At 34.8% G+C, this 22,503-nt stretch carries 23 protein-coding genes; 10 read left to right on the top strand and 13 right to left on the bottom strand.

The features are described from left to right. A complete protein-coding gene (locus tag Q0992_RS09660; protein ID WP_299523102.1) occupies positions 1-1,005 on the bottom strand; it encodes a hypothetical protein in 1,005 nt (334 codons plus the stop codon). A 209-nt stretch (positions 1,006-1,214) separates the two neighbouring features. On the opposite strand from Q0992_RS09660, the gene Q0992_RS09655 reads away from it, so the two are divergent. Next, positions 1,215-1,856, top strand: coding sequence for a CoA pyrophosphatase (locus Q0992_RS09655; protein ID WP_299523099.1), 642 nt, complete (start codon positions 1,215-1,217; stop codon positions 1,854-1,856). 48 nt (positions 1,857-1,904) lie between these two features. Next, positions 1,905-2,714: a 1-acyl-sn-glycerol-3-phosphate acyltransferase gene (locus Q0992_RS09650; RefSeq protein WP_299523096.1), complete on the top strand. Its 810-nt coding sequence runs from the start codon at positions 1,905-1,907 to the stop codon at positions 2,712-2,714. Here Q0992_RS09650 and Q0992_RS09645 read toward each other — a convergent pair. Together Q0992_RS09645 and Q0992_RS09640 are read right to left on the bottom strand one after the other, a co-directional pair. Continuing rightward, on the bottom strand, positions 2,711-3,343 hold the full coding sequence (locus tag Q0992_RS09645) for a hypothetical protein (RefSeq protein ID WP_299523093.1): 633 nt from the start codon (positions 3,341-3,343) through the stop codon (positions 2,711-2,713). The genes Q0992_RS09650 and Q0992_RS09645 overlap by 4 nt on opposite strands. A 4-nt stretch (positions 3,344-3,347) precedes the next feature. Beyond that, positions 3,348-3,842 (bottom strand): RNA polymerase sigma factor, encoded by a 495-nt coding sequence (locus Q0992_RS09640; RefSeq protein WP_299523090.1) that lies wholly within the window; start codon positions 3,840-3,842, stop codon positions 3,348-3,350. 126 nt (positions 3,843-3,968) lie between these two features. Between Q0992_RS09640 and Q0992_RS09635 the strand changes: the two genes are divergently transcribed. Further along, entirely contained in the window at positions 3,969-5,240 is a 1,272-nt protein-coding gene (locus Q0992_RS09635; protein ID WP_299523087.1) for an NAD(P)/FAD-dependent oxidoreductase, read from the top strand. 3 nt (positions 5,241-5,243) lie between these two features. Here Q0992_RS09635 and Q0992_RS09630 read toward each other — a convergent pair whose 3' ends face one another. After that, on the bottom strand, positions 5,244-5,918 hold the full coding sequence (locus Q0992_RS09630) for a lysoplasmalogenase (RefSeq protein ID WP_299523085.1): 675 nt from the start codon (positions 5,916-5,918) through the stop codon (positions 5,244-5,246). Positions 5,919-6,055: 137 nt separating this feature from the next. Between Q0992_RS09630 and Q0992_RS09625 the strand changes: the two genes are divergently transcribed. Continuing rightward, positions 6,056-8,206, top strand: coding sequence for a TonB-dependent receptor (locus Q0992_RS09625; protein WP_299523081.1), 2,151 nt, complete (start codon positions 6,056-6,058; stop codon positions 8,204-8,206). A gap of 91 nt (positions 8,207-8,297) precedes the next feature. After that, complete coding sequence (locus Q0992_RS09620; RefSeq protein WP_299523078.1) at positions 8,298-9,023, top strand: energy transducer TonB; 726 nt, start codon at positions 8,298-8,300, stop codon at positions 9,021-9,023. 51 nt (positions 9,024-9,074) lie between these two features. Here the strand turns inward: Q0992_RS09620 and Q0992_RS09615 are convergent, their stop codons facing one another. Then, positions 9,075-9,620: a GNAT family N-acetyltransferase gene (locus Q0992_RS09615; RefSeq protein ID WP_299523076.1), complete on the bottom strand. Its 546-nt coding sequence runs from the start codon at positions 9,618-9,620 to the stop codon at positions 9,075-9,077. Next, positions 9,617-10,171, bottom strand: coding sequence for a thioredoxin family protein (locus tag Q0992_RS09610; RefSeq protein WP_299523073.1), 555 nt, complete (start codon positions 10,169-10,171; stop codon positions 9,617-9,619). The genes Q0992_RS09615 and Q0992_RS09610 overlap by 4 nt, the downstream gene beginning before the upstream one ends. 31 nt (positions 10,172-10,202) lie before the next feature. Here Q0992_RS09610 and Q0992_RS09605 point away from each other — a divergent pair, with 31 nt between their 5' ends. Beyond that, entirely contained in the window at positions 10,203-10,538 is a 336-nt protein-coding gene (locus Q0992_RS09605; RefSeq protein WP_299523070.1) for a tRNA-binding protein, read from the top strand. Positions 10,539-10,645: 107 nt separating this feature from the next. Here Q0992_RS09605 and Q0992_RS09600 read toward each other — a convergent pair whose 3' ends face one another. The 3 genes from Q0992_RS09600 to Q0992_RS09590 form a co-directional block, all read right to left on the bottom strand. Then, positions 10,646-13,156, bottom strand: coding sequence for a M14 family zinc carboxypeptidase (locus Q0992_RS09600; RefSeq protein ID WP_299523066.1), 2,511 nt, complete (start codon positions 13,154-13,156; stop codon positions 10,646-10,648). Positions 13,157-13,243: 87 nt separating this feature from the next. Next, positions 13,244-13,633, bottom strand: a complete 390-nt coding sequence (locus Q0992_RS09595) for a PUR family DNA/RNA-binding protein (RefSeq protein ID WP_299523063.1) — start codon at positions 13,631-13,633, stop codon at positions 13,244-13,246. 60 nt (positions 13,634-13,693) lie between these two features. Continuing rightward, positions 13,694-15,451, bottom strand: coding sequence for an ABC transporter ATP-binding protein (locus tag Q0992_RS09590; RefSeq protein WP_299523060.1), 1,758 nt, complete (start codon positions 15,449-15,451; stop codon positions 13,694-13,696). 133 nt (positions 15,452-15,584) lie between these two features. Between Q0992_RS09590 and Q0992_RS09585 the strand changes: the two genes are divergently transcribed. From Q0992_RS09585 to yajC, 4 genes are all read left to right on the top strand, one after another. After that, on the top strand, positions 15,585-16,688 hold the full coding sequence (locus Q0992_RS09585; protein ID WP_299523057.1) for a Glu/Leu/Phe/Val dehydrogenase dimerization domain-containing protein: 1,104 nt from the start codon (positions 15,585-15,587) through the stop codon (positions 16,686-16,688). A gap of 124 nt (positions 16,689-16,812) precedes the next feature. Continuing rightward, entirely contained in the window at positions 16,813-17,724 is a 912-nt protein-coding gene (nusB, locus tag Q0992_RS09580; protein ID WP_299523053.1) for a transcription antitermination factor NusB, read from the top strand. Positions 17,725-17,848: 124 nt separating this feature from the next. Further along, a complete protein-coding gene (locus Q0992_RS09575) occupies positions 17,849-18,364 on the top strand; it encodes a DUF1573 domain-containing protein (RefSeq protein WP_299523050.1) in 516 nt (171 codons plus the stop codon). Between the two features lie 27 nt (positions 18,365-18,391). Further along, positions 18,392-18,685: a preprotein translocase subunit YajC gene (yajC, locus tag Q0992_RS09570; protein ID WP_299523047.1), complete on the top strand. Its 294-nt coding sequence runs from the start codon at positions 18,392-18,394 to the stop codon at positions 18,683-18,685. 59 nt (positions 18,686-18,744) lie between these two features. Here the strand turns inward: yajC and Q0992_RS09565 are convergent, their stop codons facing one another. From Q0992_RS09565 to Q0992_RS09550, 4 genes are all read right to left on the bottom strand, one after another. Continuing rightward, positions 18,745-19,344 carry a DUF1801 domain-containing protein gene (locus Q0992_RS09565; RefSeq protein ID WP_299523044.1) on the bottom strand — a complete coding sequence of 200 codons (600 nt, stop codon included), beginning with the start codon at positions 19,342-19,344 and terminating at the stop codon, positions 18,745-18,747. Between the two features lie 97 nt (positions 19,345-19,441). Next, on the bottom strand, positions 19,442-19,984 hold the full coding sequence (locus Q0992_RS09560) for an SRPBCC family protein (RefSeq protein ID WP_299523042.1): 543 nt from the start codon (positions 19,982-19,984) through the stop codon (positions 19,442-19,444). A gap of 125 nt (positions 19,985-20,109) precedes the next feature. Continuing rightward, the gene (pepT, locus tag Q0992_RS09555) at positions 20,110-21,342 is read right to left on the bottom strand and encodes a peptidase T (protein WP_299523039.1); all 1,233 of its coding nucleotides are present in this window, start codon (positions 21,340-21,342) and stop codon (positions 20,110-20,112) included. A 204-nt stretch (positions 21,343-21,546) separates the two neighbouring features. Next, positions 21,547-22,503 carry an ROK family protein gene (locus tag Q0992_RS09550; protein WP_299523036.1) on the bottom strand — a complete coding sequence of 319 codons (957 nt, stop codon included), beginning with the start codon at positions 22,501-22,503 and terminating at the stop codon, positions 21,547-21,549.

Here is a 22,503-nt window from a genome sequence, read left to right as displayed (position 1 = left end):
TTACTTTTTTGCTGCTAGTTCTATTTCCAGAGCTTTAATCCGCTTTTCTTGCTCAATAGTATAGAGTGTTAATTCTTCTACTTTTTGTAACAAAATGGTAGTCATTTCTTTAAGCTGTAAACCATCTTCTTTAATTTCATCTGCAGAAGGCACTTCAGGTAAGTGATGGTTCTCTTTGGTAAAGGCTTCTACTTCTTCTAAGGTTGGCATTACGTAATCTTCTTTCAAAGAAGAAATACCTGTGTAGTACTTTTGGAACACATAATCGGGAGCAACATTGGCGATGACCTCTACTTCTTCGCAAAGTATTTTACCATTAACGGTCAATAGTTCTGATGGGTTGACGGTTCCAATACCGACATTTCCTTGTGATTTAAGTATCATTATTTCTGCCGAATCAGTTCCAGCCTTTCTAAAGCGAAAATCTTCGTTGTCACTATACAGATTCCATCTAGCGTCGTTATTAGAAAAATAAGTGAGGTTGGTCTGACTAGGTGCATTACTTGTTACCCTTAAATAGTTATTGTTAATAACGTCCGGTTTTAATAGAGTTATACCGTCGACCTGTAGTTTAGCATTAGGGTTTCGTACCCCTATGCCAACATTTCCAGAATTGGTTATGGTCATTATTCTGTAGTCTTCAATCTCGGTATTAGTAAAATTTTCAATACCGCTATTAGTATTTGTTTTAGCATAAAACCCTATGTTAGAGCCATTCTCAAAACGAATTAAGTTAAAATCATTAAAACTTGATGAGCTTGAATTACTCCAAGTATTATTGGTACTATTCCAAAAGATGTTGTTTCCTATTAAACCTCTTGTCCAATCGTTATCAGCATCACTAGTGCTTTGTAAGAGTATTCTTGGATTATTACCTACTCCAAGAATTCGACCATCTGCCTTAATAGCGTTAGTGTCAAAATTTGGATTACTGTCAACTATAAATTGCGCATAAGATGTATATGCAGAAAGTAGTATTAAACTAGCTAGAAATAAATTTTTCATAATATTTAGATTTAATTGTTAATAATTCAAAATTTAATAGGCACACGAAACCTATAACCATTGCAATCTTTAAGAGAGAGCTGCAATCTTGCAGTCAACAAGAATTAAATCTAAATGATATGCTTAAAAGTAAGAAAAAGAATATAAAAGGTAAAACGTATTTTTGTTAATTAAACAAGGATTAACGATCTTATAACATTACATGATACATGCTTTTTAAAACGTTCTTAGAATCCGTCATAAACATAAAACATCTCGAACTTTTTGGTGAAACATCCCATGCTAAAATGTCGCCACCATACCGATTACAATTGGCCGAACGTATGCGAGAACGCGCTAAAAAAGCTAAAGTAGCTGGTGTATTGGCGTTATTTTATCCGAATTTAAATAACGAAACCTATTTGATTTTAATCCTCAGAAAAACCTACAAAGGCGTACACTCTGCACAAGTTGGATTTCCAGGTGGAAAGTATGAGGAGTCCGACAAAGATGTCATGGTTACTGCATTAAGAGAAACAGAGGAAGAAGTAGGCGTACCAGAAAAAGCGTTAAATGTTATTAAAGCTTTGTCTCCGTTATATATCCCACCGAGTAATTTTTTGGTACACCCTTATTTTGCAGTTTCCGAAACCACACCCCATTTTATAAAGCAAGACGAAGAGGTAGAAGATATTATTGAAGTACCGGTTCTAGATTTTTTAGATGACACTAATATTATAACGACCAGAGTGCCGACCTCATTTAATGTTGAGGTAGATGTACCAGCTTTTAAACTAAACGGTCATATAGTTTGGGGAGCCACTGCGATGATGCTAGGGGAAATAAAAGACTTGTTAAAACAAGTGCTATAGCACGGCATATTTGTTACATTTGTTACTGATTAATATCAAAAATTAATAATGGGTTTATTTAAAACCAATCCTTTTGGGCACATTCTTTGGGTTAAAAAATGGCTGATTAGAATCTTGGGGCTTTTAACGCACCAACGATTTCGAGGCTTTAATGAGTTGCAAATAGAAGGTTCCGAAATCATTAAAAATCTACCTGATACCAATGTATTGTTTATCTCAAACCATCAGACCTATTTTGCCGATGTTATTGCTATGTTTCATGTGTTTAATGCCAGTTTGAATGGACGTTTGGACAGTATTAAAAATGTGGGTTATTTATGGAATCCTAAGCTGAATATGTACTATGTGGCGGCCAAGGAAACCATGAAATCAGGACTCATACCAAAGATATTTGCTTATACGGGTTCTATCAGTATAGAACGTACTTGGAGATCTAAAGGACAAGATGTAAATCGTCAGGTAAAAATGAGCGATATCAGCAATATCAAAAAAGCACTGGATGATGGTTGGGTGGTAACTTTTCCGCAAGGAACTACAACGCCTTTTAAACCCATAAGAAAAGGAACAGCGCATATCATAAAACAGTATAAACCTTTAGTAGTACCTATCGTTATTGATGGTTTTAGACGTTCGTTTGACAAAAAAGGATTGCGCATAAAAAAGAAAAATATCTATCAATCTTTTGAGATTAAAGAACCTTTGGAAATTGACTATGAAAATGAAACCATAGATGAAATTGTTGAAAAGATTGAATATGCCATTGAGCAGCATCCTTCATTTTTAAAGGTAGTTCCCCAGGAAGAGTTAGAGGAAAAGGAACGTCTTAATAGAGAGCTTAGGGATTGGGCGAATAATTAGACCTCTAGCTTTTTTAATTCCTTATAGTTTCTATTTAAGCGCTTGAGCAAAATTCCATAGATTACTCTATAAAACAACAACAGAATTAATATAATGATACCAGCTATAACTATGGAAACAATATAGAAAATTAGCATTTGTGTTGTGCTAGCTTCAACTATTTGTTGATGAAATTCAGGATTGTCCTGATACTCAAAATAAAGAGATAGAGGAATGGAAAGGAAAAACAATGATAAGTTAAAAATCACATAGTACTTTATGACCTTTCGTGTTCTCAAAATACTTTCCATTAATTTTTTGGCACTATCGGTCGAAGAAATACCTCTATAAGATCTAAAGAGTAAATAGATAAACGTTAAAATTATCACATAACTTAAAATGGTAAGACCAATGAATAACGGGTTTTCATAGCTTATGTCTAACTTTTCCCTAAAGGTTGGAGATAAAACATATGGTAAGACCGATGCCAAAAGCCAAAACACCAATTCTCCAATACTGATGTAAAAAAGTGTTTTTACAATTGAAGATGACTTTTTATGCAACATTGGGTATATGTCCGAATCGCTATAACTCTTAAATTCAATTCTACCTTTTTGCCAATCCTTTTTTAATAATTCTAATTCATCCATAAGTCTACGGATTTAATATTGTTTTTAATTTCTTTTTTACACGGTTCATCTTTACACGTGCATTGACTTCGGTTATACCCAATGTCTCGCTAATCTCTCTATAATCCTTATCCTCTAAGTACAAGAAGACTAACGCTTTTTCAATATCGTTTAATTGATGTACCGCTTTGTACAATAATTTTAATTGCCGCTCTTCGGTATCATCATATTCTTCGGCTTTTATCTTAAATTGTACATTGTCAAATTCTTGCGTGCTTATTCTACGTTTCGACTTTCGATATAACGTGATGGCCGTATTTAAGCCCACACGATACATCCATGTACTAAATTTAGATTCGCCTCTAAACTTTGGGTATGCTCTCCAAAGTTGAATGGTAATTTCCTGAAACAAATCGTTGTGTGCATCAGCATTATTGGTATATAAACGACATACCTTATGAATAATGTTTTGATGCTTTTGCAACTGCTCAACAAAACTATGTTCGAGTTCTTTATTCAATTGATGAAATGGTTAGTTGCCTATTAGTAGTAGTACTTCTTTTATTGTTACACAATTCACTAAAAAGTATAGTTTTCCTATAGTTATGTCGTATCTTTACATCAGCAAATTCAACCTATAAACTTTATGAATATTCCTGAGTCTAACCTACCAAGGGTTGTTGTTATTGGAGGCGGTTTTGCGGGCATAAATTTAGTAAAAACATTAGCCAATAGAAATGTTCAGGTTGTATTAATTGATAAGCACAATTATCACACGTTTCAACCGCTTTTATACCAAGTGTCTAGCTCTGGATTAGAACCAGATTCTATAGCCTATCCCTTGCGGAAAATCATAAAAAAACATAAGACTTCTTTTTTCCGATTAGCCGAGGTGAAACAGATTGTACCAGAGCGGAATGAGGTTGAAACCAGTATCGGTAATGTATCTTATGATTATCTGGTTATTGCTACAGGAACAAGGACAAATTTTTTTGGCAATAAAACGATTGAGTCTCATAGTATGCCAATGAAAACAGTCCCACAAGCACTGAATATTAGAAGCTTAATTTTACAAAATTTTGAAAAAGCCACCATTGCAAATTCTGAAAAAGAACGCGAAGCGTTTCTAAACTTTGTTATAGTTGGTGGCGGCCCAACAGGAGTTGAATTGGCTGGGGCTATTGCTGAACTTAAAAATCATATTTTACCAAGGGATTATCACGATTTAAATCCAAGTGATATGAATATCCATTTGCTCGAAGGTGCTGATAGGGTTTTGCCACCAATGAGCAAGCATGCCTCCAAAAAAGCGGAACGATTTCTTAAAGAACTTGGTGTAAGAGTGCACTGCAATACCTTTGTTGAGAACTATGATGGTTTAAATGTAACCACCAATTCTGATTTAGAAATGCAATCCCAAACCTTAATTTGGGCAGCTGGTGTTACAGGATCACCAGTAAATGGATTAAAAGCTGACACCTTAGTTGAAAGAGCAAATCGATATCGCGTTAATCGTTATAATCAAGTGGAGGGCTATGATAATGTTTTTGCCATTGGTGATATTGCTTTAATGACTACGAAAGCGTATCCTAAAGGTCATCCTCAGGTAGCTCAACCTGCAATTCAGCAAGGAAAGTTATTGGGCCAAAACATATTGAGATTGGTTCGTAATAAGCCTTTAAAATCCTTCACTTATTACGACAAAGGCTCAATGGCAACCATAGGGAGAAATAAAGCCGTGGTGGACTTAAAACGGTATAAATTTGGCGGTTTTTTTGCATGGTTTGTCTGGATGTTTGTTCACCTCATGTCTCTTGTAGGTTTTAGAAACAGAGTTGTCGTACTGTTCAATTGGACATATAACTACATCAATTTTGATAAAGCTGCAAGATTGATTATTAGACCCTTTAAAAAATAATACCTATAGGGTTTTAATTTTTAAAATTCCGAGAACGATTAAAAATTGTGCTAGGGCATAAGTCAGCATTATACTTATGTTAGAAAATGGAACAGGTTGATAAAACTTATTAAGAGCCAAAATACTATCGGAAACCATAAAACAAATAGCACCTACAAAAACTAAATTATAGCTCAAACCATTAACGCCATCTTTTCTTAAAAAAGCTGTAGTGGCCATACTAAGAATTACAATCATATATAAAATTACGGGTACAAGCATTTCACCTAACCCATCTTTAAGCAAATAAAACAAACCAAAAGCATATATCAGTAGAAGTACCAGAAAACCTAAAGCCGATTTCTTTTGGTTTCTGTGTTTTAAGAATACCAGAATATACATAAGATGTGCTATCAAAAAAGCGACCAAACCTATTGCAAAAAAATGTTGCGATTGCTCAACAAACATCAATAGGATATCACCTAATAAAGAAAATACCAAAGCAATTATAGTAATCAGCCTCAGGTATTTATCTAATGCGCCAGAAGTATTTACAAATAGAAAAAGTAAACTAATAACAATAGCAGGTTTAGCGATGTAATGTACATGTTGCAAGGTTTCTGTACTCCCTGTAATGAGCTCAAAAAGTACAATAATAAAGTATAGGATAGTAAATTGTCTTTCGGTTTTGGTCAACATTGAAAATAGGTTTTAATGGACGAAATTCAATTCGTCATAGAATTATTACAGTTCGGTAAAATACAATTTCTATTGCTTCAAAAATAGAAGAAGTTTGTACAACAATCAGAATACGAACAATTATTACCAATCAAAAAATGAAATCACTCATCAAAATCTTAATCTTTATAGTTTCCACAATCTTATATGGTCAGACTACTATTTCAGGTAAGGTCACAGATAACAAAAACCAACCTATTGAAGGAGCTAATGTGTATTTAAATGGTACTTATGATGGTGCCACAACAGATATAGCGGGTGAGTTTTTGTTTACTACTGAAGAAAAAGGCACACAAGCTTTGGTTATATCATTTTTATCTTTTGAAACCGAGACTATCTTTGATGATGTCAGTAAACTATCTAATCTACAAATAAAGCTTCGTGAAGATGTAGAGTCCCTTGATGCAGTAGTTTTAAGTGCAGGGACTTTTGAGGCTAGTGATAATAGTAAGGTGTCTGTTTTAAAACCACTCGATGTAGTTACTACAGCTAGCGCATTGGGCGATTTTGTTGGAGCATTACAAACGCTTCCTGGTACCTCTACTAATGTTGAGGACGGACGTTTATTTGTTCGTGGTGGAGGTGCTGAGGAAACACAATTTTTTATTGATGGTATTAGAGTGTTCACTCCTTATACACCAACTCCTAATAATATTCCTGCTCGGTCTCGGTATTCACCATTTTTATTTGACGGCATTACCTTTTCCACAGGAGGCTATTCATCAGAGTTTGGACAGGCCTTATCAAGTGTAGTACTTTTAAATACTATAGATGAACCTGTTCAAGAAAAAACAGAAATAAACTTGATGACTGTTGGCGGCCAATTAGGGAATACTCAAAAATGGGAAAAGTCCTCTTTAAGTTTCAACGCGTCATATATTAATCTTGGCCCCTATTTTAATCTATTCAATAATAGAAATAATTGGGATAGACCGCTTCAAGCAGCACAAGGGGAATCGGTCTACAGGCAGCGACTGGATAACGGGATGTTAAAGTTCTATGCGGCATTCGATATTACCGACATAGCTGTCAACCAAGAAGATATTAATTTTGAAGATGGGATAGATTTTAGTTTAAACAATAGAAACTTTTATCTTAATACGTCATACAAAGGTATGTTAGGAGATAGTTGGTCCCTGAATACAGGCTTGAGTTATACCTATGCAAAGAATGATATTGGAATTATGACAAGTGATATTGTAGGTAAAGAAAATTCTGCTCACATGAAACTCAAGTTAAAGAAACGTTTTAGCAGTCGCTATAAATTAAGTTTTGGTGCAGAACAATTTTTAACAGATTTTGAAGAGAATTTTAGAGAAAGTACAACTGACGAAACTTATGGATTTAAAAATAACATTACTGCGGGATTCGTGGAGGCAGATGTAATATTCTCAAAAGATTTAGCTTTAAAAGTGGGAGTAAGGGCGGATTATAGTTCTATATTTGATGACACAAATATTGCACCTAGAGCGGCTTTAGCCTATAAGACCTCAAAAAATGGTCAGATTTCTCTAGCCTATGGGAACTTTTTTCAAAATCCAAATAGTTCAATTTTAAAGTTTGAACAAGACCTAAGAGCTGAAAAGACATCTCATTATATATTAAACTACAATTATGTTAACGAGGGAAAGTTTTTTAGAGCCGAGGCTTACAGAAAGGTTTACAACTATCTTGTAAAGTTTGATACTGAGTTTACTTCATTTGATAGTAACTATAATTCTGATGGTGATGGATTTGCTCAAGGAGTGGATTTGTTCTGGAGGGATAATTCCTCTGTAAAAAACTTAGATTATTGGATAAGTTATTCGTATTTAGACACAGAGCGCAACTATCTCAACTTTGAAACTTCCGCACAACCAAACTTTGCCACCAATCATAATTTTTCTATTGTCGGAAAATATTGGATTGAGAGCCTTAAAAGTCAGTTGGGTTTTGACTATATCTTTTCCTCTGGTAGACCTTACGATAATCCTAATACAGATGCGTTTTTGGCCGAACGGGCAAAACCTCTTAATAGCATAAGCTTAAATTGGGCTTATTTAATTGACCAACAAAAAATCTTGTATTTTTCTATTAATAATGTTTTAGGGTTCAGAAATATAAATGGATATCAGTACGCAAATACACCAGACATTAATGGGCAGTTCGATAGAATAGCCTTAAGACCAGCGGCTGATCAGTTCTTTTTTGTAGGCTTCTTTTGGACCATAAGTGAAGACGGAAAAGATAACCAATTGGATAATCTATAAGCGTTGAAATATTGACATTGGGGCAAACATGACTTTTGTCATAAGTTTTATGGGATTTGATGGGTAACTTTAGGGTATAAAATTAAACGTCATGGAACTCAAGAAGAACCCAAGAGCCAATGTAGGTCGAAACAGCAGTTTATATTTTGCTGTTGGCTTAAACGTAATGTTACTCCTTACATATTTAGGATTAGAACATAAGACTTACGAATCAGAAGCGACTAAGATAGATATCTTAATGTTGACAGAACAACTTGAAGAGGAAATTCCAATAACGACTATTAATATCCCACCACCACCACCGCCTAAGCAAGTGGTAACACAAGCTATTACTATAGTTGAAGATGTTGAAGAGGTTGAGGAAACTTTTATAGAAAGTACGGAAATAGGACAGGATGATATTATTGAAGAACGTGTGGTTTCCGTAGAAGAAGTGGAAGTTGAAGAGGTAGAAGAAGACATAGAAGTACCTTTTGCAGTGATAGAGCAAGTGCCTAAATTCCCAGGATGTACAGGTAGTAATGATGAGTTAAGAGCTTGTTTCCAACGAAAAATGAACGAACATCTACAAAAGCATTTTAGATACCCGCAATCAGCTGCTGAACTAAATATTCAAGGACGTGTCTTTGTCTTTTTCAAGATTGATAAATTTGGTAATGTCAATGGCATTAAGAGTAGAGGGCCAGATAAATTATTAGAGACTGAAGCTGAACGTATTATAAGCTTATTACCTAAAATGCAACCAGGTAAGCAACGTAACAAACCAGTGGGCGTACCATACAGTATACCTATTAACTTTAAGTTGCAAGGACAATAAACTAAACATAACATTTGGTTTAGATAATTTTTTGATTGATGACAAAACCCCTTATAAAAAGGGGTTTTGTTGTTTGTAAAGATTTTTTTTTAAAGTATACCAATTACATAAATCATCGTCGTATTCAAAAGTTCCCGAAGGTTCCATCCCTACTTTTTTTAGAATCGTATTTGAGGCTATATGGTTAACATGTGCTGCTGCACAAATCTCTTCTAGATTCAAATCCCTAAAACCATAGTTAAGTGATGCTATTGCAGCTTCAGTGGCATAGCCATTTCCCCAAAATGTTTCTTTAAGTCTGTAACCTAAATCATAATAATCAAATTCTTTGCGTAATTCGCGCTCAAATTTTAAACCAGACCACCCAACAAATTCTCCAGTATCTTTTTTAATCATGGCCAAACGGCCCACTCCATAGTCTTTGTATTGCTGCAATACGCCTTTAATTTTTGACTTGGATTGTTCAATAGAAGTCACAGGATTATTGCCTAAAAAGATATGAACCTTAGGATTAGAGTCCATCTCAAAAAAATCTTGAGCATCGTTTTTGGTAATAGGTCTTAAGAAAAGACGTTTGGTTTCTAGTTTTATGTTCATTTCCACTTAATATTACAACCCATACTTGGCTTTTGATTAGGTTTAATAGCTGTTTTATTAACCAAGGCATCCATAGCCGCTCTTAAATCCTTTCCTGTTATGGGAATACCATTACCAGGTCTAGAATCATCGAGTTGACCTGCATAAACCAATTTTAAATCCTTATCGAATAAAAAGAAATCTGGCGTACAGGCCGCATCATAAGCTTTGGCCACATCTTGCGTTTCATCATATAAGTAGGGAAAAGGGTAATGGTTAGCCTCAGCATGTGTTTTCATTTTATCTGGGCCGTCTTGCGGATAATTCACCACATCATTACTTGAAATGGCAATACTGTGAATGCCTTTCGTTTTATAATCGTTAGCTAATTGCACTAATTGCTCATTGACATGAATAACAAAAGGACAGTGGTTACAGATAAACATCACTAATGTTCCTGTATTCCCTTTTAAGTCATTGAGCGATTTTATTTGGTCATCTTTGGTATCGATTAAGCTAAAATCTGGAGCTTTGGTGCCTAAAGGCAACATATTAGATGGTGTTAAGGCCATTATTTCAATAAGTTTTGTATAATTTTAAAGCATGGATAATATAATAACATTTGAAGACTTTACAAAGGTAGATTTGCGTGTAGGAACTATTCTCGAAGTAAACGATTTTCCTAATGCAAGAAACCCAGCCTATCAGCTAACCATTGACTTTGGGGATTTAGGTATAAAAAAATCCTCGGCGCAAATCACAACACAATACACTAAGGAAGACCTTATTAAAAAACAGATTATTGCTGTGGTTAACTTTCCTAAAAAACAGATTGCCAATTTTATGAGCGAGTGTTTGGTGATGGGTGTCGTAAAAGAGAATGATGTGTTTTTACTGCATCCTGAAACAAAGGTTAAAAATGGGTCTCAAGTGTCTTAGGAATAGTATTGAGATCACTTCTCGATACTATTCTATTTTACAAAACCACTCGAAGCGACAGTAATAATAATCATTTTCACTAATCACTAATCACTAATCACTAATCACTACATCTCATCTCTAAAGAAAATAGCATTCATCAATAATTTGTTGGTACCGTACCAAAATGCTCTAAAGTTGGTGTTATCCGTAAAAGCAAAAATATTTCCGCGTCCTAGACCTCCAATTTTTAAAGGTATGGATAGACTAAGGCTGTCTAGATTTTCCTCTGAAATGTAACCGCTAAGTAATGGGTTTTTACTGTATTGAATTGGATTGTCATAACTATTTTTATTTGGTTTGATGAAAAGTGTTGTATTTCTAAACATCGCCAATTTATCATTCTTATAACCAAAATTTATAGGGTGTGAGCGGTCTAATTTAGTTTCGAAAATAGCACCGCCAATCACTTGAGCTCCTCTAAAATTGCCACGCTGTTCGTAACTAATATTTTTGGCCTCAATGGTATTTCTTTTCTTAAAGTCAATCTTCATCAACTCTTTTGAGTTTAACCAACGCAAGGCATTTCTGTAGGCGATTAAGGTACCACCATCCTGAATCCAGCTTTTTAAATTTTTGGTATTACCTTCATTTAAACCAGAAAAAGAATTGACCATAATGATGGTGTTATATCTGCTTAAGTCTGCACGACCAAAACTTCTAGTATCAAGTTTAGTAGCTATTATATCGAAACGAGTATCTAGCAAATGCCATATCTCACCTGCATCATAAGAGGTCATACCATCACCAACTAAAAGCGCAATTTTAGGCAGTTCTAGGGTTCTAAAGTTATTACTTCCTAAATCGATGCCGTCATTTAAACCTGTAGAAACGGCATCTATAGTGACATAACTATCTTGGGCAAGCTCGTTTAAAAGCGTATAAATTTTAGAAGACGATAAGTTTTGATTCTTAGCAGGAATCATAATAGTACCATAATCATAAGACTTACCGTTCGCCTTAAAGTCCTTCATACTTACTTTAGCTCTCAATCCTTTTTTAAGGATTTCATTCAAAAGTTTTGGGGCATAATATTCATTCCATGCAAATAAGTAGGCGTACTCACTTTTCTTGGTAACTCCTCCTTTTCTATGTTCTAGATTTGTAACCTCAGCTCCTGCATTAGCAGTTGTAGTTTCAGTATAATCAAGGTTAAATGCTAAAGGGAAGGTCCATGCTGAAATATCATAAAATAAACTGTCTTGAAACGTGGTACGTCTTTCAAACATAGCATTAATTAATCGTGTATTTTTCTGATTTTTTGGAACGATATAACTGTAGCCTTTTTTATAGTTTTTCCCATTAGCTGAAAAGTCTGATTTAATATCATGAAACCTGATTTTATGCCGTTTTAATATTTCGGCTAAATGATATGTTTTTGCTGCATCTTTCGCATCACCAAAGACAATAGCTTTATTACCTTCTTTTGAAGCTTCACTACGAGCGGTTTTATAGAAATTATATTGGTATTCTAATATTTCTTTTCGCATGCTATTGGCAGCTTCAAGAGTAGATAATGTTGCCGTAAACTGATTTTTTATGGTAAACGGAAATGTTAACAAACCGTTGTTACTTTCTTGAATATGACCTCGCGAACTTGCTTGTTCAAAGAGAATGCCAATACCTCCATTGATATCTGGAAACGTTGAGCCTTTGCCATAATAGAAATCATCAAAACTTTCTTCGGTATAATATAAAGATCCTATTTTATCTAAAGCCTTTGCATGATACGCTGCGATTTCTTTTGTCAATTCCTGATTCATTTTAGGAGTCAAAGGGTGGGTACGTGATGGAATACCAGGTTGAAAAAAGAAACTCGAATTGGTGCCCATCTCATGATGGTCTGTTGATATATTTGGAAGCCAATTGTGAAAGGTTTCAATGCGCGCTCTAGATTCTGGTAGCTGTCCTGGCAACCAATCTCTGTTTAAGTCGAACCAATAGTGGTTGGTACGTCCACCTGGCCACACTTCCCTGTATTCTCTGTCATTAGGGTCTGGATTTAAATTTATGTTCTTATTGGTGTTAGCCCAATAAGCAAAGCGCTGTAAGCCATCGGGATTCATGCACGGATCGAGTAGAACGACTGTGTTATTTAGAAAGTTGTCAATTTTAGGGCCTTGTGCAGCAGCGAGATAATAAGCGTAAACTACAGCTGCATTTGCTGCACTAGACTCGTTACCATGTACGGAGTATCCGTTGTAGATTACAATAGGTCTGTTCTCAATATTGGCAGTATTACGCTCTGTGGCTTCAATATGTGCTCTTTGAATAGCATTTATATTCTGAAGGTTAGATTGTGATGTAATTGTCAGTATCAAAAGAGGTCTATCTTCAAAAGTTTTACCTATTTCTTTAATATTTATCCTGTTTGACGCATCCGCTATAGCATACATGTATTGTACGAGCTTATCATGCGTAATGTGCCATTTGCCAACTTCATGACCTATCACACTTTCAGGTTTAGGTATGTTTGGGTTATATTTTACATCTTGTGGCAGGTAATACGATAAATCGGTTTCGGATTGAGAAAAAAGGATAGTTGATGATAAAACAAAAAATAGAGCGATACGATGCATATACTTTTAAAGTTGGTTAAACGCTAAAATTAAAAAAACCGTCACGAAGCGTAACGGTTTTTTATTATTATTTAACAGAAATTGGTGTTAGATATCGTCGAAACTAATATCGGTAAAACTATCTGTACTTTGCGTATCCTCTGGTGTTTTAGCCTCTTGGGCTACAAAGTCGTCATCGCGTTTAAAGTCTTTTTGATGACGCTCGCTAATAACTTCTTCACCTTTTTCCCTTATGATATAATCTGTCATTTCAGATAAAATTTCCCTAAATTCAGAAAAGTCTTCTTTGTAAAGGTAAATCTTGTGCTTTTTGTAATGGAAAGATCCGTCATCATTGGTGAATTTTTTACTCTCCGTAATGGTAAGGTAGTAATCTCCAGCTTTTGTAGCTCTAACATCAAAGAAATAAGTTCGTCTTCCAGCACGCAATACTTTTGAATATATTTCTTCTTTATCCATCATTTCATAATCACTCATAAATCAATCTTTTTTAATTTCAACTCAAAAATCTAAAAAAAAAGTTAACTAACAAATAAATTATTGGATTTCTTTTTCGGAGAGCTGTTTTGTATAAAGATCCTTATAATAACCTTCAACATTTATAAGGCCTTCGTGATTTCCTCTCTGAATTATTTTGCCGTCCTCTAAGACAATAATTTGGTCGGCATTTTTGGCTGAGGATACACGATGGCTAACTATGATTGTGGTTTTATCTTTAGTGAGTTTAACGAGGTTTTTAAGGATTTTTTCTTCGGTTTCGGTATCTACTGCCGATAGGCAATCATCGAATAACAAGATGTCAGGTGTTTTTATTATGGCTCTGGCTATAGAAACACGTTGCTTTTGTCCTCCGGATAAGGTGATACCGCGTTCTCCTAAAATAGTGTCATAACCTTGTTTAAAACCAATAATATTTTTATGAACTCTAGCATTTTTTGCGGCTTCATATACTTCTTCATCGCTTGCATCTTCTTTACCAAACTTTATATTGTTTTTTATGGTATCTGAAAACAGGAAAGCATCTTGAGGGACATAGCCAATACTTTTTCTAAGACTGATAAGGTTTAAGTCAGATATAATTTTACCATCTACCAAAACACGACCATTGTTAATATCGTAGAGCCTGCCTATTAAATCTAATATCGTGGATTTACCCGAGCCTGTTTTACCTAAAATTGCCAATGTTTCTCCAGATTTTAGAGAAAAACTGATATTTTTCAAGGCTTCAATATTTGTATCTGGATAGACAAAAGATACATTTTTAAATTCTATATCGCCTTTGATTGGTGTTAATTCGGCCGCTTTATTTTGAATTTCGGGTTCAGTCTTTAAAAACTCATTAATACGTTCTTGTGAAGCTTCAGCTTGCTGAACTAAGGAGGTCACCCAACCTACAGTAGCTACAGGCCAAGTAAGCATGTTAACATATATAATAAATTCGGCAATAGTCCCGATATTCTCGATTTCCCCATTAATATATTGCATTCCACCAATATAAATAACGATAAGGTTACTCATCCCAATTAACAATATCATTAGTGGGAAAAATAGTGCTTGTACCTTGGTTAGGTTAATTTGCTTTTGCCTATTTTCTATAGAAAGTCCCTCAAATTCAGTATTAGTTTTTGGTTCTATACCATAAGATTTAATGACCGAAATGCCACTAAAGGTTTCTTGTGCATAAGTAGAAAGTGTTGATAATGACTGCTGAACAATTGTGCTCCGTTTATTTATAAGCCTACTTAAGTTGTAAATAGCAATTGAAAGTATAGGCAGTGGTATAAGTGTATAAAGTGTGAGTTTTGGTGCAGTAGTTATCATATATATAATAGCTACGGTAAACAATGTTACAGTATTAATACTATACATTAAGGCAGGTCCAGCATACATTCTTACTTTACCTACATCTTCACTTATACGGTTCATAAGGTCTCCCGTTCTGTTCGACTTGTAGAAATTCAGGGAAAGTATTTGATAATGCTGATAAATTTCATTTTTCAAGTCGAATTCGATATATCTTGAAACATTGATGATGGTCTGACGCATTAAAAACGTAAACAAACCTGCAATAACAGCAGCTCCAATAATGTATGCTACATCAGTAATTAATTGTGTTTTAAAAACGTCATAAGATATTTTACCATCCAATCGATCAGAAATAACATTTATGGCGTCACCAACAAATCGCGGAGTAAACAACACAAATATCTTTGCTATTATCGTGATGATTATGCCGATAATTAATCGGTATCTGTATTTATAAAAGTATTTATTAAGATGTTTTAGTGCTTTCATAATGCATTTGGTCAGTCAAAAGTATTACGATAATCTTATTTCAGCGTTAATATTTTGCTAATCCTCCAATTATAATTTATTTTTGCTCGCTGTTTTAAGATAATCTTCAGACAGCCTTAAACCTAAATCAATAATGACTTCAGAAATAATAAGTTCAAAAGAACTTTCAAAAGCAGACCCAGTATTTGGTCAAAACTCATTTGACGACCATGAGCAAATTGTTTTTTGCCACGACAAAGATACTGGTTTAAAAGCTATTATTGGAATCCATAGTACAGTTTTGGGACCAGCGCTTGGAGGTACAAGAATGTGGGACTATAAAAATGAATGGGAAGCGTTGAATGATGTATTACGCTTATCTCGCGGGATGACCTTCAAATCTGCCATTACAGGTTTAAACCTAGGTGGTGGAAAAGCGGTAATTATGGGAGATGCCAAAACTGAAAAAACACCTGAATTAATGAGACGTTTTGGTGAGTTTGTCCATTCTTTAAGTGGCAAATATATTACTGCTGAAGATGTTGGTATGGAAACTGAAGATATGGATACCGTTAGGGAAGTTACGCCCTATGTCACTGGTATTTCACAAAACAAAGGTGGTGCAGGTAATCCATCCCCAATTACAGCCTATGGTGTTTTTATGGGAATGAAAGCAGCAGCTAAGTTTAAATTTGGGTCGGATGTTTTAGAAGACAAAAATGTACTAGTACAAGGTATAGGCAATGTCGGTGAGGCTTTAGTAGAACATTTAAGCAATGAAGGTGCCAATGTTACAATTTCTGACATTAATCAAGAACGATTAGAAGAAGTAAGTTCAAAGTATGGAGTAAAAATCTATAATGGTGATGAGATTTTCAGCAAGCCTATGGATATCTATGCACCATGCGCTTTGGGCGCTACCATTAATGATGACACTATTTACAAACTACAAGCTAAGATTATTGCTGGTGCAGCTAACAACCAGTTGGCAGATGAGAACAAACATGGTAGATTACTGCAAGAAAGAGGCATTGTGTATGCACCAGATTTTTTAATTAATGCAGGTGGCATTATCAATGTCTATGCAGAACTAGAGAATTATGATAGGCAGGAGATAATGCGCAAAACAGAGAATATATATAACACTACTTTAGAGATATTGGATAATGCCAAAGCCAATGATTTAACCACTCATGAAGCAGCCTTTGGCATAGCTCAAGAGCGCATCGAAACGCGCAAAAGAGAAAATTCCAAATAATTTTTTTCAGAATTAAATAATAGTATTTTTGCAAGGTGAATCAGAGCTGATTCGCCTTTTTTAATAACCTAGATAACGCAGTTCTTTCTATATGCTCAATAGAAGACATATCAGAATAAAAGTCATGCAATCTTTGTATGCCTTTAAAGGTCATGAGAGTGACGATTTGGTTAAAGACGAAAAGTTTTTATTGCATAGTTTGGACGGTATGCTAGATTTATACCTTTCTATTATTGCTTTGCTTACCGAATTGCATAAAAAAAGCAAGGACTATAATGAGAAGCTACAGAAAAAGCTATTAAGTGCTGATTCGGATAGAAACCCCAATACAAAGTTCCAGGATAATTTGTTGTTGAATTTTATTAGCAATAACAAAATGCTGCAAGATGTTATAGCCAAGCGTAAGCTAAACTTTTGGCATCTCGATTTTGAATATGTAGATATACTTTTTAAAGAGACTAGGAAAAGTAAGCTATACGAGGATTATTTAGAAGATGCTGATGCTGGTTTTGAACATGATAAGCAATTTATCATAAGCATTTATACCGAAATTATCGCACCAAATGATAAGTTATTCGATTATTTTGAAGATAAAAAGTTGACATGGGTTGACGATTTCCCTGTAGTAAATACAGTTCTTTTAAAGATATTGAGAAAGGTAAAACTTACCTCGCCTGAGACCAAATTATTACCAGATTTATATAAGGACGAAGACGATAAGGAATTTGCTAAGGATTTATTCAAAAAAACCGTTTTGAATAATTCAAAGTTTAATGAAGAAATTTCAAAGAAGACTACGAATTGGGATACAGAACGGTTAGCGAGTTTAGATGGGTTGCTTTTGAAAATGGCACTGTGCGAATTTCAGAAATTTCCTTCCATACCTCACAAGGTCACCATTAACGAGTATTTAGAAATTGCAAAAGAATATTCTACACCCAAAAGCAGCTTGTTTATCAATGGGATTTTAGATAAAATTGTTAAGGAATATCAATCCCAAAAGTTATATCCTAAAGCGGGAAGGGGACTTATGTAACAAATTTGTAGTATAATTCTTTCGTAAACCTGTTAACAGCAGCCTAAAAATTTTAATTGCTGGGAATAATTACTACCTTTGCCAACTGAAAAAACTAGAGTATATTAATTAAAAAATATAAGTAATGAAAAAGGTAATCTTAGGACTTAGTACTTTATGTATGGTAGCTTTCACATCTTGTAAAGATGATGCAGCAAGTAAAGTTAATTCAGAAAAGGTGGCTGTTGCTGCTGAGAGAGATGCTAATGCTGGTAACTTCCCAGTAATGGAAATGGATAAAATGGAGCACGATTTCGGTACTATTGTAAATGGTACTCCTGTTGAAACTATTTTTAAATATACCAATACAGGTAATTCTATGTTAGTAGTGAGTAATATTAAAAGTTCATGTGGTTGCACGGTACCATCAAACTACACTAAAGAAGTAGCGCCTGGAGAAACCGGTCAGTTTACTGTTAAGTTTAACGGTAAGGGTAATGGTAAAGTGTCTAAGTCTTTAACAATGACTACCAATACTGAAAAAGGTGCGGAAGTGGTGAAGATTACGGCTATGGTTGAGAAAGACCCTAATGCACCTCAAAAACCTGCAGGTAAGGCTACAATTAACCCATTGTCCACTAGTGGAGGTACACAAGGGTAGTTATAACATAACAATTAAAATAATTTAATGGAAGGATTAGGATCATTTTTACCGTTCATCGCTATTTTTGCTGTGATGTATTTCTTTATGATAGCACCACAGATGAAACGCCAAAAGCAAGAAAAAAAATTTGCTAGTGAGCTAAAACGCGGTGATCGTGTGATCACTAAAAGTGGAATGCACGGTAAAGTTGTAGAATTGAACGATAAGGACCATAGCTGTGTTATTGAGACATCAGCTGGCAAGATAAAGTTTGAGCGTTCTGCAATTTCAATGGAAATGAGTAAAAAATTAAACGCACCTGTTGTAAAAGCAAAGTAGCGTTCTTTCTGAAACGAATAATTATTTAAAAGCCACTCAAAAAGAGTGGCTTTTTTAATTTAACAGTTTTTGTATTTGTCGTTTAAACCAACACCATCTAAAATCATGGGTGTTATTTTTTCTATTCGAGATTGTTTGGTAGCCTCTCGTTTGGCTTGGTCGATGTATTCGCAATATTCACGCTGTTTTCCTGGCGTTAATGTCTCAAAACCTGATTTAAGTTCTACATTCGTATTTAAAACAACCTCTAATTCTGATGGTACAACTACTGGTTTAGACTGACGTTGAGGTTTTATTTCTTTACCTGCTTTCTGGTTAGTGATGGCTTCTTTTACGTAGGCCAAAACCAAATCTTTATTAATATCTGCTTTAGTTTTAAATCGCATTTGGCGTAATGCTTTGGTTTTGCCTTCTTGAGCATTAATTAAAAGATTATGCTTGTCTTTTAAAAATACACCTTGATGAAACCAAAGACAACAATGATGTTTAAATGCTCCCAGACCCACTATATTTTTTCCATCAAGGCAATAGGTTGGTGCACTCCATTTTAAAGTTTCTTCCAGTTCGGTTGAATTGATGATATCACGCAAAAAGGTAAGTTCTTCTGCATAATGTGAATTAGTTTCTATATATTCTTCTACCGAGTATACTTTTTTCATAATTTCTGATTTTATGAGAGAGAAAAGATTTTAACGCTTAAGATTAAATAGTCATCTTTTTCAATGGCAAGAATCAAGTATATTCGCTAATAGAGGATTAGTTTTCAGTAGCGAAATAATTTTTTGCATTATTCTCAATGGTTTTCTTTAGGCTTGCGAGATTTGTTTCTTCCTGTGCTTTGATAGAATTTCCTGCCAAGGCCATAATCGATCTCGATACCATGCCATTTCCCATGGCAGTGGTGCTAGACATTATTTTTGTTTTTCCACCTACAGATTCCATAGCAAGTTTATAATCCATATTCATAAAGTCCGATGTAAAAGACATTGTTATAGATTCATTTGGGACAATGTTCTTAATGGTTTCCCTAATTGTCATCTCTTGCCCTTCAGTAATAAAATAAACATCAGATACAGCGCCAACGGTACCAGGTGTTCCACTCACATGCTCAATTCGCTGAAATCCGTCCAACCAATCCGACATTTTTTCCTCATCCTGACTCACGGCCCAAGATTCTTCTAGCGGTTTATCGACCGTTATTTCGCATTCATAGGTGACTTCTGACTTGATTAATCCTAAAAGGAAAAATCCGATAATTAACAGGGCAATAATTACCAGTATGTACTTTAAATATTTCATGATTTGATAGTTAGTTATAGTTTGATTTACACCTTTCTAAACTTTAAATAATGAGCAATTGAGTTGTTTAGATATAACCTAAAGATAATGAATTACAATTGATTTGTGCTAAGAGACTTGTTACTCTATTTGTATTTACTAGCGGTTAACTCAGCAATCTTACAAATCACTTCAACTGCTTTTTGCATGCTTTCCACTGGTACATATTCATAACGTCCATGAAAGTTGTGCCCTCCTGCAAAAATATTCGGACAAGGCAAACCCATATAAGACAGTTGAGAACCATCTGTTCCTCCTCTAATAGGTTTTATAAGTGGTTTTATACCCAATGATTTCATAGCTTCTTCAGCAATATCGACAATATGTATTACAGGTTCAACTTTTTCTCGCATGTTGAAATATTGATTCTTAATCTCTAATTCAAAGATGTCGGCTTTGTGCTTTTGGTTCAAGTCCTTTATAATGTTTTCCATTAAAGCTTTACGAGCTTCAAATTTGTCTTTATCATGATCTCTTACAATATATTGTAAGGTTGTTTCTTCAACTTTACCGTCAATGCTGTACAAGTGAAAAAAACCTTCATAACCTTCGGTATGCTCTGGTGTTTCTTGTCTTGGTAAGGTATTAATAAACTCGGCAGCATAATACATGGAATTCACCATCTTACCCTTGGCATAGCCAGGATGAACAATTTTTCCTTTCACTTTTATTGTAGCACCAGCCGCATTAAAGTTTTCATATTCCAACTCACCAATTTGACTGCCGTCCATGGTGTAGGCCCATTCCGCTCCGAACTTTTCTACATCGAACTTGTGGGCACCACGACCGATTTCTTCGTCTGGTGTAAAGCCTACTTTAATGATGCCATGTTTAATTTCTGGATGATTAATTAGGTATTCCATAGCCGTCACTATTTCAGTAATTCCGGCTTTATCATCGGCACCTAAAAGTGTTGTACCGTCTGTAGTAATCAACGTTTGTCCTTTGTAGAGTAACAAATCCTCAAAATAATTTGGAGATAAGATGATATTTTCTTCGGTGTTCAAAAGAATGTTTTTTCCGTCGTAATTCTGAATAATTTGTGGATTAACATTAGCTCCTGTAAAATCTGGTGATGTATCGAAATGCGATATGAATCCTATAGTTGGCACATCATGGTCTACATTACTTGGTAGTGTTGCCATAATATAGGCATTCTCATCAATAGTAACGTTACTCATGCCAATGGCTTTAAGCTCCTTTACGAGCTTATTGGCCAAATCCCATTGCTTAGCGGTACTTGGAGTTGTATCAGAATTTGGATCGGACTCCGTATCAATGGTAACATAGCTTATAAAGCGGTCAATTATGTGCTGCATATTGAATGTTTTTATCAAAAAGTACTAACTATATAATATGAAACAATTTACAATATTTCATTGGAGAATGATACTAATATTGTCATTGCTTTTTGGAAATGTCAATAGTTTTTTTGGTAGAAAACTTAAGATTATTGAAAAACAACTGTAGCAGTAAGCAAATCTTAATAAATTTTGAATTTTCATAGAATTGATCAGTTGTAGTCATTTAACTTTCTGCCAAATTAATGATGCTGCACCCAAAATGGCTGCATTTTTACCATGCATTCCAGAAGAAAGCAACTTTACTTTTCCTTTATAAATATCTAAAAGATGAGCGTCCATGTAACTTTTTGTTGTATCGAGAATCCATTTACCGCTACTAGTTAAACCACCTAATAGAAAAATAGCTTCTGGTTGTGTGAAAGTTACAAAATTCGCTAGGGCATGACCCAATATTTTACTGGTATACTCAAAAGCTTTGATAGCTATTAGATCGCCTTCTTCTGCAGCTTGTGTTATATCTTCCCCGTGTAAATCGTTATAAGCAATACCTCTAAATCTACTTGGTTCCATATACTTACTGAGCATGTACATAATAGTACGCTTCAATCCTGTTGCTGAAACATAAGCTTCTAAACCGCCATCTACACCAAGTCCTGTATATCTGCCATCACCAAAAGTAAGGTCAAAGTGGCCTAATTCTCCGGCAAAACCGTCGTAACCTTCTACTAGTTGTCCATTTACTACGATTCCTGAACCCAAACCTGTGCCAAGTGTAATCACTATAAAGTCTTTCATACCCTTGGCATTTCCAAAAAGCATTTCACCTAATGCAGCGGCACTTGCATCATTCATTAATTGGATAGGTACATCAATATGTGATTTTAATTGATCAACAAAAGGTACACTACCTTTCCAAGGGAGATTGGCTGCATTCTCTATAGTTCCTTTTTTGCTCGAAGCATTGGGAGCACCTATGCCAATTCCAATCAAATTAGAACGATTAGGAATTTTGGATTTGAGTTGATGTATGGTTTGAGCCATTTTAATTAAATATCCATCTAATTCTGGATATTCCTTGGTTCTGTAAAATGTACTTTCTAAAGTGTTGCCACTTTTATCAACAAGTCCAATCTTGGTTTTTGTTCCGCCGATATCTATTCCAACTACTAAATCCAT

The organism is Winogradskyella sp. (assembly GCF_028289625.1).
Classification (GTDB): domain Bacteria; phylum Bacteroidota; class Bacteroidia; order Flavobacteriales; family Flavobacteriaceae; genus Winogradskyella.
Note: the sequence above shows the minus strand (reverse complement) of the source record. Positions and strands in the feature narration are given on the sequence as shown.

Bases quoted from the DNA above. Each gene is read 5' to 3' on its own strand.
- Q0992_RS09600 (WP_299523066.1), bottom strand. From the start codon at position 13,156: ATGCATCGTATCGCTCTATTTTTTGTTTTATCATCAACTATCCTTTTT.
- Q0992_RS09635 (WP_299523087.1), top strand. From the start codon at position 3,969: ATGAATATTCCTGAGTCTAACCTACCAAGGGTTGTTGTTATTGGAGGC.
- Q0992_RS09560 (WP_299523042.1), bottom strand. From the start codon at position 19,984: ATGAAATATTTAAAGTACATACTGGTAATTATTGCCCTGTTAATTATC.
- Q0992_RS09590 (WP_299523060.1), bottom strand. From the start codon at position 15,451: ATGAAAGCACTAAAACATCTTAATAAATACTTTTATAAATACAGATAC.
- Q0992_RS09595 (WP_299523063.1), bottom strand. From the start codon at position 13,633: ATGAGTGATTATGAAATGATGGATAAAGAAGAAATATATTCAAAAGTA.
- Q0992_RS09620 (WP_299523078.1), top strand. From the start codon at position 8,298: ATGGAACTCAAGAAGAACCCAAGAGCCAATGTAGGTCGAAACAGCAGT.
- Q0992_RS09625 (WP_299523081.1), top strand. From the start codon at position 6,056: ATGAAATCACTCATCAAAATCTTAATCTTTATAGTTTCCACAATCTTA.
- Q0992_RS09575 (WP_299523050.1), top strand. From the start codon at position 17,849: ATGAAAAAGGTAATCTTAGGACTTAGTACTTTATGTATGGTAGCTTTC.
- Q0992_RS09565 (WP_299523044.1), bottom strand. From the start codon at position 19,344: ATGAAAAAAGTATACTCGGTAGAAGAATATATAGAAACTAATTCACAT.
- Q0992_RS09610 (WP_299523073.1), bottom strand. From the start codon at position 10,171: ATGGCCTTAACACCATCTAATATGTTGCCTTTAGGCACCAAAGCTCCA.
- yajC (WP_299523047.1), top strand. From the start codon at position 18,392: ATGGAAGGATTAGGATCATTTTTACCGTTCATCGCTATTTTTGCTGTG.
- Q0992_RS09655 (WP_299523099.1), top strand. From the start codon at position 1,215: ATGCTTTTTAAAACGTTCTTAGAATCCGTCATAAACATAAAACATCTC.
- Q0992_RS09585 (WP_299523057.1), top strand. From the start codon at position 15,585: ATGACTTCAGAAATAATAAGTTCAAAAGAACTTTCAAAAGCAGACCCA.
- Q0992_RS09630 (WP_299523085.1), bottom strand. From the start codon at position 5,918: ATGTTGACCAAAACCGAAAGACAATTTACTATCCTATACTTTATTATT.
- Q0992_RS09605 (WP_299523070.1), top strand. From the start codon at position 10,203: ATGGATAATATAATAACATTTGAAGACTTTACAAAGGTAGATTTGCGT.
- Q0992_RS09660 (WP_299523102.1), bottom strand. From the start codon at position 1,005: ATGAAAAATTTATTTCTAGCTAGTTTAATACTACTTTCTGCATATACA.
- Q0992_RS09550 (WP_299523036.1), bottom strand. From the start codon at position 22,503: ATGGATTTAGTAGTTGGAATAGATATCGGCGGAACAAAAACCAAGATT.
- Q0992_RS09650 (WP_299523096.1), top strand. From the start codon at position 1,905: ATGGGTTTATTTAAAACCAATCCTTTTGGGCACATTCTTTGGGTTAAA.
- nusB (WP_299523053.1), top strand. From the start codon at position 16,813: ATGCAATCTTTGTATGCCTTTAAAGGTCATGAGAGTGACGATTTGGTT.
- Q0992_RS09615 (WP_299523076.1), bottom strand. From the start codon at position 9,620: ATGAACATAAAACTAGAAACCAAACGTCTTTTCTTAAGACCTATTACC.
- Q0992_RS09645 (WP_299523093.1), bottom strand. From the start codon at position 3,343: ATGGATGAATTAGAATTATTAAAAAAGGATTGGCAAAAAGGTAGAATT.
- pepT (WP_299523039.1), bottom strand. From the start codon at position 21,342: ATGCAGCACATAATTGACCGCTTTATAAGCTATGTTACCATTGATACG.